Here is an 11,669-nt window from a genome sequence, read left to right as displayed (position 1 = left end):
GCCCGACACTTGGCGCAGCTGCCCCGCTTGGGCCACTCAGCCACTCGCTCCTAACGTTACGCAGAACGTGATGCTGAACTCAGTTAAAGCAGGAAAGCCTACCCCCCTACTTCTGCTTGAGCACCTGGTAGCGCAGCCACACGAAGCCACCGGGCAGCTGCGCTACGTGTAGCAGCTGCAGCGGCGCGGGCGGGCCAGGCTGCTCGCCTTGCTCAAATACGGCCGCCGAGCTGGCCGCCCCGTCGATGACGGGGTAGTGCAGCAAACTCAATTCATCAACCAAACCAGCCTGGAGCAGGGAACCATTGAGGTGGCCGCCGCCTTCGAGCAGAATGGTTTTGATGGGAAACAAGCGTCCCAACTTATCCAGCACGAGCGCAAAATCGAGCTCTTTGGCCCCGCCAAAAATGTAGGATACGCCCACGCGGCGCAGGTAGGCCAGGTACTCGTCGCTCACTTGCTCGGTGAGGACGCTGATGAGGTGGTCGGCGTCAATAGCGGCCGATTTCCAGCCTAGCTTGCCGTGGGCATCCACGGCGATGGCGAAGGATTCGGCGCCGTGGTCGGCCACGAAATCGTGGCGGTCGGGCGGCGCAGTACCGGGCCGAAGGTCGGGCGCGAGGCCGTCGGTGAAGTCCTTTTCCATCGTCACGCGGCCGCACATCCAGGCTTGGGACCCGAAGTGAGCGGCGGTAGTTTCGTAGGCTTTGAGGTTGGGGTTTGCGCCCCAGCGGGCAACAATAATGCGGCCGTCGAGCGAGGCTACCATGTGGCAGATGACGTGTGGTTTCATGCTAATCGGGGCAAAAAGAGCGTTGGGAAGCGCCGCTGGGCGACGGCTTTAGCGGTACGAGCCGGGCGAAGCGACCGTTGCCGAGGTAGTGAGTGTGCTTAAATTTTGGCAGTATCGGGCTCAAAATGATTTACGCAAACGGTTGTTGATAGCCTACACTACTCGTACTTGCTCTTCTTCTTCTGATTTCGCGCTACGAAAGAATATTTTTATTCTATTTACACAAACGATTGTGCTGACTACCGAACACGGGCTAGCTTTGCGCCTGGGCGGTACCACCGCCTGCCACGATACTTAGGGCCAAAGCTGGCCCCTTCTTTTCCCACCCTGCCCCACCCTGGCCCGAGCCGGGCGGTGCCATGCGCACTTGTTTCATGCCCCACGTTGCTCCTCTTTCGGGTGCGGGCCGCCGCCGGTTGCTGGCAGGCACCCTTTTGGTGGCCAGCCTACTGCCCCGGCCGGCCCTAAGCCAGCGCCGGGCCGCAGCCCCTACCCCCCCGGCCGCGCCCGAACGCACCTGGACGGCCGACAATGGCAACAGTACCTTCACCAACCCGCTGTTTTACGACGAGTTTTCGGACCCTGATATGATTCGGGTCGGCAACGATTTTTACCTCACCGGCACCACCATGCACGCCATGCCGGGCCTGCCGGTGCTGCACTCGAAGGACCTGGTGAACTGGGAGCTGCTGGGCTACGCTGCCGACCGGCTCGACTTTGGGCCGGCGTACCGGCTGGAAGCGGGCAAAAGCGTGTACGGGCAGGGCATCTGGGCGCCGTCGTTTCGGTATGCCAACGGGAAGTTTCACATTTTTACCAACGTGAACGGGCGCAAAACCCAACTGTATACCGCTACCAACCCGGCCGGGCCCTGGACGCACACCGAGTTGAAGCAGTCGTTTCACGATTTGTCGGTGCTGTTTGACGACGATGGCCGGGTGTACGTTATCTGGGGCTACGATGAGATTCACATCGCGGAGCTGACCGCCGACCTGACCGACATGCGACCGGGCTCCGAGCGGGTGCTGATTCCGAAGGGCAGCGGCGTGGGCGAGGGCTCGCACTTTTATAAAATCAACGGCAAGTACATCATTACCAACACCAACTACGACCCGGTGGGCTACATGGTGTGCGCCCGCGCCGACCAAGTGGGCGGGCCCTACGAGGTGGCCGTCATTAGCGCCGAGGAAACGCTGGGCACGGGCCTGGGCTACCGGCTGGGGCGCGGCACCCAGGTAGCGGCGTTTCCGCTGGTGCCGCCCGCCCGGACCTTTGCCGGGGCCAACCCGCTGCACCAGGGCGGGCTGGTGCAAACGCCGGCCGGCGAGTGGTGGGGCTTCTCGATGATGGACCACAACTCGGTGGGCCGCCTGCTGTGCCTTTCGCCGGTGACCTGGACAGGCGGCTGGCCCTACTTTGGCCTGCCTGGCAACCTCAAGCGCTCGCCCCAGACCTGGCTGAAGCCCGACGTGGGCCCGGCCGGCGCGGCGGTGGCGCCGCGCGCGCCGTTTCGGCGCGGCGACGAGTTTAGTGGCCCGTCCCTGAATCCGCTCTGGCAGTGGAACCACCTGCCCGACGATGCGCGCTGGTCGCTCCGCGAGCGCCGGGGCTACCTGCGGCTGCACACGCTGCCGGCCCCGGACTTCTGGCAGGCGCGCAACTCGCTGACGCAGCGCGCCATCGGCCCCGAATCGACCCCCACTACGGTGCTCGACCTGCGCGGGCTGAAGCCCGGCGACGTAGCCGGCCTGGCCCTGCTCAACTACCCCTATGCCTGGCTGGGCGTGGCCCGTACCGCCCAGGGCCTGGAGGTGCAGCAGGTGGACCAGCGCACCGGCCGCACCCTGCGCCAGCCCCTGCGCGCCAGCAAGGTATGGCTGCGGGCGCGCTGCAACTTCGACACCGAGCAGGCGCAGTTTGAGCTGAGCACCGACGGCCAGGCCTACCGGCCGGTGGGCGACGCGGTGACGATGGTGTTTCAGCTGCGCACGTTTCAGGGCGTGCGCTACGCACTGTTTGCTTATAATACGTTGGGCGCGGCGGGCGGCTACGCTGATTTTGACCGCTTTGCGGTGGCTGAGCCCCGCGCCAATGGCCAGGGCGCCGCTATTCCGCTGGGGCAGCTGATTACGCTCAGCAGCCCGGCCGATAGTACCGTGCTCATCAACTGGCGCGGCTACCTGCGGCCGGTGCCGCTGGGGAGCCCGCTGGCCCAGGGCGCGGCGGCGCAGTTTCGGGTGCTGGACCGGGGCCAGGGCCGCGTGGCGCTGGAGTCGGCGGGCGGCACCGAGTCGGCGGGCGGGCTCGTGACGGTGGAGCGCCTGGCCGGCATGGGCGAGGTGCGCATCGGGCCGGGGGGTAGCCCCGAGGCCACCACCTTTCAGTGGCAGGATATGCAGCGCGGCGACCTGATGCTAATGTCGCTCACCAACCACCGCTACCTGCTGGCCCCGCCCCGCACCGGCAGCCTGTGTGCCGCCGACGCCCCCGGCGCCACCCCCAGCCGCGACAACGGCACCTGCCTGCGCTGGCAGGTGGTGGCCAGCCAGTAGCGGCTTCGCTTTTTACTATGTACAGTACCGGCCTTGCGGCCCTACCCCCTCCCTTTTCACTCACTCGTTCCCATCAGTTGCCCATGTTCACTTTGGTAAAGAATTCCCCTACCCCCTTTCGCCGGCTCGCCTTTGCCGCCGCGCTCGGCCTGGCGCCGCTGCTGGCCCCGGCCCAGACCGTGCAGCTCACGGTGCAGCCCGGCAACCCTAAGCTGGTTATCAGCAAAGACATTCAGGGGCAGTTTGCCGAGCACCTGGGGCGCTGCATCTACGGCGGCTTTTGGGTTGACCCCGGCCTGGACGTGCCCAAGCAGGGGCGTATTCGGATGGACATTGTGGAGGCCCTCAAGAAGATTCACGTGCCCAACCTGCGCTGGCCCGGCGGCTGCTTTGCCGATACCTACCACTGGCACGACGGGGTAGGGCCCGCCGCCCAGCGCCCCAAGATGCTGAACCTGTGGTGGGGCAATACCCTGGAAGACAATAGCTTCGGCACCCACGAGTTTATGGAGCTGTGCGGCCTGCTCGGCACCGAGCCCTACCTGGCCGCCAACGTGGGCAGCGGCACGGTACAGGAAATGGCCGGCTGGATGGAGTACCTCAACTCGGACGAGGATACGCCCCTGGTGCAGGAGCGCAAGAAAAACGGCCACCCCGCGCCCTATAAAGTGAGCTGGTGGGGCATCGGCAACGAGAGCTGGGGCTGCGGCGGCAACATGACGCCCGAGTACTACTCGGACGTGTATAAGCGCTACGCCACCTTTGCCCACGACTACCCCGGCACCCGGCTCAAGCGCATTGTGAGCGGGGCCAACGGCGACGACGCCAACTGGACCGAGGTGTGCATGAAGAACATCGGCCCTAGCAAAATGTGGGGCCTCACCCTGCACCAGTACACGCTGCCCACCGGCAGCTGGAGCGGCAGCAAGGGCAAGGCCACCGGCTTTGGCGAGGATATGTACTTCAGCACCCTGCGCAACTGCCTGAAAATGGACGCCATCGTGACCAAGCACGCGGCCATTATGGACAAGTACGACAAGGAGAAGAAGGTGGCGTTGCTCGTGGACGAGTGGGGCGTGTGGACCGATGTGGAGCCCGGCACCAACCCCGGCTTCTTGTACCAGCAAAACTCGCTGCGCGACGCTCTGGTGGCCGGCACTACCCTCAACATCTTCAACAACCACTGCGACCGGGTGCGCGGCGCCAACCTGGCCCAGGCCGTGAACGTGCTCCAGGCCCTGGTGCTCACGGACAAGGAAAAGATGCTGCTCACGCCCACCTACCACGTGTTTGACCTCTACCAGGTGCACCAGGATGCGGAGTATCTGCCCCTGCAATTCAATAGCCCCGACTACGCCTTTGGGGGCGAGAAAATCCCGGCCCTCAACGCCTCGGCCTCGCGGGATAAGAACGGGGCGGTGCACATTTCACTCGTGAACCTCGACCCCAAAAAGACCCTGACCCTGGAAACGGCGCTGCCCGGCGTGAGCTTCAAGACCGTGACCGGCCGCGTGCTGACCTCGGCCAGCGTGAGCGACTACAACACCTTCGACAAGCCTAATACCGTGACGCTGGCCGCCTTCACGGGCGCCCGCAAGCGCGGCGATAAGCTGGCCGTGGCCCTACCCCCCAAGTCGGTGGTGGTGCTGGAGCTGAAGTAGCGCCGGCGGCAGCCGACAACTGTGCGAGGGCGCGTGGCTGCTGGGCCACGCGCCCTTCTTTTTGGCCGTGGCCCAGCACAACAACCCGTCACCAGGGACCTTTTTTTAGGATTTTACCGCAAATGAATTTGCTATGAAATTGCATTTCAATTACTTCGCCCCGCGACCGGCCGCTACCCAGGCACAGGCATGGTAGCCTGGGCAGGGCGAGAAAAACCTTGGGAAAGGGGCCTGGCTCAAGCCACAAGCGGGCTTTGCGCAATATGCGGCAGTATATTATACAAGCAAATTGCTTACTTATTTAAACGTTTTTTTCTTTTGATTTACAAAGTTTAATTTAATAATTCCGTAATTGACTTGCACTTTTTTTAGTGGTAAATTTGTAACTGGGCCTTGGACGCTTGGGCGATCTGAGACTTGTTCATCTACTTTTTTACCCTAGTACATGCCGCCATTCTTACGTCGCTCTTACCCCTGTTTGCTGTTGCTCGCGGGCCTGTCGTGGCTCCCGGCTCAGGCCCAGACAGCCACCCCTACCACCCAGGAAACGTTTGATACTGGTACCAAGCCGGACTACCCTACTGGCACGGTAGCCCTGCCCACCGGCTCCTGGACCTTCACCGACGCGCTGCTGGGCAGCGACCCGGCCGACCACAAAAACGGCGCCCAGGCCGCCCGCCTCGAAGGCAGCGGCCGCCTCACGATGGAGTTTTACCTAAGCGGCGGCGCCAGCACCGTCACGGTGCAGCACGCCGTGTACGGCACCGACGCCAGCAGCAGCTGGGAGCTGTGGGCACAGTCGCAGTCGTGCAACTGCAACAAGTGGACGAAGGTGGGCACCACCGTGTTTAGCACCAGCGCCACGCTGCAGGCGGCGGCGTTTACGGTCAATATTCCGGGCAGCGTCAAGTTTGAGGTGCGCAAGACCTCGGGCGGCGCGGCGCGGCTCGATATTGACGATTTTGCGGTGGCGCCCTATGGCGTGGCCCAGCCTTCGGTAGACAACGACAACCTGGCCCTGGGCAACCCCAGCGGCGCGGTGGCCGACGTGAACTACCCCAGCAACTACCTGCTGGTGAAACCGCAGTACGTGGTGGGCTACAACGCCCCCCAGGGCAAGCCCAACTGGGTGAGCTGGCACCTCGACATCTCCAACCGCGGCACCAGCGACCGGCAGAACGACTTCCGCAACGACCCCTCACTGCCCGAGGGCTTTTACCAGGTGCAGAGCACCAGCTACACGGGCTCGGGCTTCGACCGTGGCCACAACGCTCCCTCGGCCGACCGCACCAACTCGGTGGAGGACAACTCGGCTACCTTCCTCATGACCAACATGATGCCCCAGGCGCCGCAGAACAACCAGGGCCCCTGGGCCGACCTGGAGAACTACACCCGCAGCTTTTTGCCCGGCTACGAGGCCTACATCATTGCGGGTAGCTACGGGGTGGGCGGCACGGGCTCGTCGGGCTACATGACCACCATTGACCAGGGCCGCGTGACGGTGCCCAACCGCACCTGGAAGGTGATTGTGCTGCTGCCGGTGGGCGATAATGACCTGGCCCGCATCACGGCCACCACCCGCATCATTGCCGTGGACATGCCCAACGACAATGCCCTGAACCAGGACTGGGGCGTGTACCGCGTCAGCGTGGACGCCATTGAGGCCGCCACCGGCTACGACCTGCTCTCGAAGCTGCCCGTGGACGTGCAGGCCACCATTGAGGCGAAAGTAGACGCCGGCCCCACCAACTAGGCGGGCCCGCGCTTTCGACTTCCTTTTCCTACTGGTTTTTTGCGGCCTTGCGGTCCAGCTCTCTCTCATGAAGAAGAATTTTATTCAGGATTACCTTTCCGCCGGGCTAGCCGGCAAGCTCACGGCCCCGCTCGCTACCCTGCTGGTGGCGGCTGGCCTGGCCACGGCCCCGCTTGGGGCGCGGGCCCAACTGGTGCTCACGAGCGCCATCCCCACTACCGAGAATTTTGATGGCCTGGGCACCAGCGCCACGGCCACGGCGCCTTCGGGCATCCGGCTCTCGGGCGAGGCTGCCCCGACCTACGGCAGCGCCAACAACTACACCGCGACCACCGTGGTTGCCAACGGCAACAACTTCACGGCCGGCGGCACCTACAACTTTGCCGCCGCGGCGGGCTCTACGGACCGGGCGCTGGGCTTTTTGAACAGCGGCTCGTATGGCACGCCGCGCAGCATTATGCTGCAAGTGAACAACGGCACGGGCGCCGTCATTCAGGATTTGAGCGTGCAGTTCAACCTGGAGAAATACCGCTCGGGCACCCGCGAGTATAACTGGACCTTTTACACCAGCCTTGATGGCGTGACGTGGACGGCCCAGGCCGATGGCGCCCAGAATTACCCCGGCGACGCCACCAACACGGTGTATTCCTACCCCCCCCTAACTACCGCCAAGGCCGTAACCCTGACGGGTGTGAGCCTTGCCAATGGCGCAGCTTACTACCTGCGCTGGACCCAGATGGGCGTGGGCGGCAGCACCAACGGCCAGGGCGCGGGCCTCGACGACGTGACGCTGACCCCCACGTTGGCCGGCGGCACCACCCCTACCCCCACCGCCAGCATCAGCACCGGCGCGGTAGCCCCAACCTCGTACTGCGTGACGAGCACGGCGGGCAGCGCGCTGAGCGTACCGTTTACCAGCACCGGCACGGCGGGCACGTACAGCGTGCAGCTCTCGGATGCGGCGGGCGTATTTCCGGCCAGTACCACGGCCGGTATTATCGGCAGCGGTACTACTTCGCCCATCGCGGCGACCATTCCGGCGGGCACGGCCAGCGGCAGCGGCTACCGCGTGCGGGTGCTCAGCGACACCCCCGCCACCACCGGCACCGACAACGGCACCAACCTGACCGTGAGCCAGGCCCCGGCCAGCAACCCCGTAACGGTGGCGCCCGGCGCGGCCCAGACCGTGACGAGCACCGGCACCGGCGCTACCCTCATGGCCAGCACCGGCGCCACCGCCACCTACGCGTGGCAATACGGCACCAGCGCCGGCGGACCCTACACCGCCCTGGCCGGCGCTACCGGCGCCACCTACCAGGTGCGCGGGGCCGACCTGCCCGGCGCGGGCACCTACTACCTGGTGGCCCAGGCTACTACTACCTCGACCTGCGGCAGCCTCACCACCACCAGCACGCCCGTGACGGTGACCGTGACGGCCGCTCCTACCCCCCCCGCTTTAGCCGTATCGGTGAGCAGCCTGCCCAGCTTCGGCAACGTGGCCGTGGGCGCGGCTTCGCTGCTGCAATCCTTCACGGTGGGCGGCAACGGTCTGACCGGGCCGATTACCATTACGCCCCCGGCGGGCTTCGAGATTCGGACCGGCGCCACGGCGTTTGCCTGCTGCGCCATTGTGCTCACGCCTACTAATGGCACCGTGCCCAGCACGACCATTGAGGTGCGCTTCGTGCCCACGATGAGCCAGGCGTATGCCGCCACTATTCCGGTCGTTACCCCCGGCCAGCCCGACCAGGCGGTGGCCGTGTCGGGCACCGGCATCGACGCCGTGTACCCGGCTACGCTGCGCACGGCACCCATCACCGCCCTCACGCCCACTACCGCCACCAGCGGCGGCAGCATCCTCACCGATGGCGGCAGCCCCGTAACGGCCCGCGGCGTAGTGTGGGGCAAAACGGCCAACCCCGTACTCGGTACCAACCGGACAGTGGACGGCAACGGCCCCGGCGACTTCAGCAGCGCCATTACGGGCCTGCTGCCGGGCACTACCTACTTCGTGCGCGCCTATGCTACCAACGGCCTGGGCACCAGCTACGGCGATGAGCTGTCCTTCGCGACGGTGGCCGTGGCGATGGCCGATGAGCCCACCAACCCCGCCACCATCACGGCCAGCCAGGTCACCGGCACCACGCTGGTGCTGAACCTGGGCGGCGGCCCCAGCCAGAAATACCTGGTGCTGGCCCACCTCGGCGCGGCCGTGGATGCTACCCCCACCGACGCGACTACCTACACTGCCGACCCGGCTTTTGGCGCGGGCCAGCAGCTAGGCACCGGCAACTACGTGGTGTACAACGGCACCGGCAGCCAGGTAACCATCACGGGCCTGCGCCCCAGCTCGCCCTACTACTTCACGGTGTTTGCCTTCAATGACAACAACACGCCCTACGCCGAGAACTACCTGACCACTACCCCCGGCACCCTGGCCCAAACCACCCAGGCCCTGCCCGCCGCGCTGCTGCTGGAGGAGAACTTTGAGTACCCGGTGGGCGCCCTGCTCACGGCTAACAACTGGAACGCCCACAGCGGCGCGGGCACCAAGTCCATCACCGTGGTAGCGCCCAGCCTAAGCTACGCCGGCTACGGCCCCAACAGCGGCAACGCGGCGGCCCTCACCGGCAGCGGCGAAGACGTGAACCGCTCGTTTGCGCCAGTGTATGCCCGCACGCCGGTCTACGCCTCGTTTTTGGTGAACGTGAGCAGCGTGACGACCACCGGCGACTACTTCTTCCACCTCGGGCCGCAGGCCATTGGCAGCACCTACCGCGCCCGCGTATTTGTGCGCAAAGACGCCAGCGGCAAGCTGCAGTTCGGCATCAGCGGCGGCACGGGCACGGCCAGCTATACCCCAGCTGACTACGACCTCGGCGCGACTATTCTGGTGGTGGTGAAGTACACGTTTGACGAAACCGGCAACACCAGCCAGCTCTTTATCAACCCCACCACCGATACCGAGCCGGCCACCGCCACCGCCACCCAGACCGAAACGGGCTCTACCCCTGCCGCTCCCAACGACAACATTGGCAGCGTGGCCCTGCGCCAGGGCACTACCTCGCCGGTATTAGTAGTAGATGGCATCCGGGTTGGTACTACTTTCCAGGTGGTGAAAACGGGGGTTACCTGCCTCGCGCCGGTGCTCACGGTGCCCACGGTAGCTACCGCCACGGCCGGCTACGGCCAGAGCAGCGCTTCGGTGAGCTTTGCCGCCACGGCTACCGGCACGCCCGCGCCGGCCATTACGTACTCGGTGGTGACGAGCGGCACGACCACGGCCATCACCTCGCCCTACTCCTTCCCGGTGGGCACCACAACCGTGACGGCCACCGCCGCTAACAGCTGCGGCACTACCTCCAAAACCTTCGCCGTGACGGTGCAGGGCACTTCCCGCTCCATCACGGTGCTTTACCAGAATGGCAACGGCAACCCCACCAACAGCTCGATTGACCCCTTCCTGCAGCTGGTGAACACGACCAGCGCGGCCATTCCGTACCAGGAGCTGACCCTGCGCTACTACCTGACGGTGGAGAACTTCTCGCCCATTCAGGCCACCATTGGCTACGCGCAGCTGGGTACCAGCGGCGTGCAGGCCCGCTACGTGGCCCTGCCCCAGCCCGCCCAGGGCGCGCTCGGCTACATCGAGTACAGCTTCACTTCGCCTAAGCTGCTGGAAGCCGGCGCTAACTCGGGAGGTATTCTCTCGCACATCAATAAGCAGAACTACAGCGCCTTCAACGAGACCGACGATTACTCTTACAACACCAACACGACCTACGCCGCTACCGACCGCATCACGGTGTACCGCAACGGCACGCTGGTGGGAGGTATCGAGCCGGCCCCGATGACGGCCGTGGTGCAGCTCCAGGCCCAATCGGCTAACCAAACCACCGAGGACAGTCGCAATACCATCGACGTGGTGGCGCAGGTAGATAACCTGAGCACCCTGGCCGTACCCTACCAGGACCTGACTGTGCGCTACTGGTTCACGCCCGACGGCACCAGCCCCGTGCAGGGCGGGGTTGGCTACGCCCAGCTGGGCACCAGCGCCGTGAGCCTGACCTTCGGCCAGGCCGGCACCCAGCCCTACGCCGAGCTGCACTTCGCGGCCAGCCTGGGCAGCCTGGCTCCGCTCGGCAATTCGGGCCGGATTATTCTGCACCTCAACAAGCAGAATTACAGCAACTTCACCCAAACCAACGACTACTCGTTCCGCCCCGACAACATGCTGGCCGCCAACCTGCACGTGACGGTGTACCAGCAGGGCCAGCTGGTGTACGGCCAGGAGCCGGCCGGGGCCCAGGTGGCCACCTCCAGCGCCCGCGCCGCCGCCCCCACGACCGACGACGGCGGCCCGACGGCCCAGCTGAACCTCACACCGGTGTTTGAGGCCTTCCCCAACCCGTTCGTGGAGCAAACGGAGCTGCACTTCCGCGCGGCTACCAGCGGCCCGGCCCGCCTGGTGGTGTACAATGCCTTGGGGCAGGTAGTGAAAACCTTCTTCGACGGCCCCGCCGAAGCCGGCCGCGACTACCGCTTCTCGGTGCAGGGTGCCTCGCTCGGCGCGGGCGTTTACCTCGGCAGCCTTCAGCTAGATGGCCGGGTGCAAACCGTGCGTCTCCTGCTGACCCGCTAAGCCCACTGGCAGCACAACCGCTACAATTTGAAAAAAGGGAGCCCACTCGGCTCCCTTTTTTTGTGCCCGGCCGGAAGCCGGGGGGTAAGGCCGTTGGGGTACCCGGAACCGAGGGCCAGGCCGGGCGGCAGCCTGACTTAGCAAATACATTTCCAGGCCCTACCCCCCCTACGCGCCGCCGGCAAACCCGAAGCCGCCGCGGGGTACTTTTTGCTGTAAAGTAATTATTTTTAGTATATAAATACTCCATAACAACGCCCCCTAATAC

At 64.9% G+C, this 11,669-nt stretch carries 5 protein-coding genes; 4 read left to right on the top strand and 1 reads right to left on the bottom strand.

The annotated features are described in order from the left end of the window. Positions 1-106 precede the first annotated feature (106 nt). Positions 107-793 carry a RibD family protein gene (locus E4631_RS15480; RefSeq protein ID WP_133656394.1) on the bottom strand — a complete coding sequence of 229 codons (687 nt, stop codon included), beginning with the start codon at positions 791-793 and terminating at the stop codon, positions 107-109. Positions 794-1,167: 374 nt separating this feature from the next. On the opposite strand from E4631_RS15480, the gene E4631_RS15475 reads away from it, so the two are divergent. From E4631_RS15475 to E4631_RS15460, 4 genes are all read left to right on the top strand, one after another. Continuing rightward, positions 1,168-3,345 carry a glycoside hydrolase 43 family protein gene (locus E4631_RS15475; protein ID WP_133656395.1) on the top strand — a complete coding sequence of 726 codons (2,178 nt, stop codon included), beginning with the start codon at positions 1,168-1,170 and terminating at the stop codon, positions 3,343-3,345. An 83-nt stretch (positions 3,346-3,428) separates the two neighbouring features. After that, the gene (locus E4631_RS15470; RefSeq protein WP_133656396.1) at positions 3,429-5,006 is read left to right on the top strand and encodes an alpha-N-arabinofuranosidase; all 1,578 of its coding nucleotides are present in this window, start codon (positions 3,429-3,431) and stop codon (positions 5,004-5,006) included. 445 nt (positions 5,007-5,451) lie between these two features. Beyond that, entirely contained in the window at positions 5,452-6,759 is a 1,308-nt protein-coding gene (locus E4631_RS15465; protein ID WP_240734951.1) for a DNA/RNA non-specific endonuclease, read from the top strand. Between the two features lie 67 nt (positions 6,760-6,826). Further along, positions 6,827-11,401, top strand: a complete 4,575-nt coding sequence (locus E4631_RS15460) for a cellulose binding domain-containing protein (protein ID WP_133656397.1) — start codon at positions 6,827-6,829, stop codon at positions 11,399-11,401. Positions 11,402-11,669: the final 268 nt, after the last annotated feature.

The organism is Hymenobacter sp. UV11, assembly GCF_004684095.1.
Lineage (GTDB): Bacteria > Bacteroidota > Bacteroidia > Cytophagales > Hymenobacteraceae > Hymenobacter.
The sequence above is the reverse complement of the archived record's forward strand: the minus strand, read 5'-3'. Positions and strand labels throughout refer to the sequence as shown.

Excerpts from the sequence above, each read along its gene's own strand:
- E4631_RS15480 (WP_133656394.1), bottom strand. The coding sequence starts at position 793 with ATGAAACCACACGTCATCTGCCACATGGTAGCCTCGCTCGACGGCCGC.
- E4631_RS15475 (WP_133656395.1), top strand. The coding sequence starts at position 1,168 with ATGCCCCACGTTGCTCCTCTTTCGGGTGCGGGCCGCCGCCGGTTGCTG.
- E4631_RS15470 (WP_133656396.1), top strand. The coding sequence starts at position 3,429 with ATGTTCACTTTGGTAAAGAATTCCCCTACCCCCTTTCGCCGGCTCGCC.
- E4631_RS15465 (WP_240734951.1), top strand. The coding sequence starts at position 5,452 with ATGCCGCCATTCTTACGTCGCTCTTACCCCTGTTTGCTGTTGCTCGCG.
- E4631_RS15460 (WP_133656397.1), top strand. The coding sequence starts at position 6,827 with ATGAAGAAGAATTTTATTCAGGATTACCTTTCCGCCGGGCTAGCCGGC.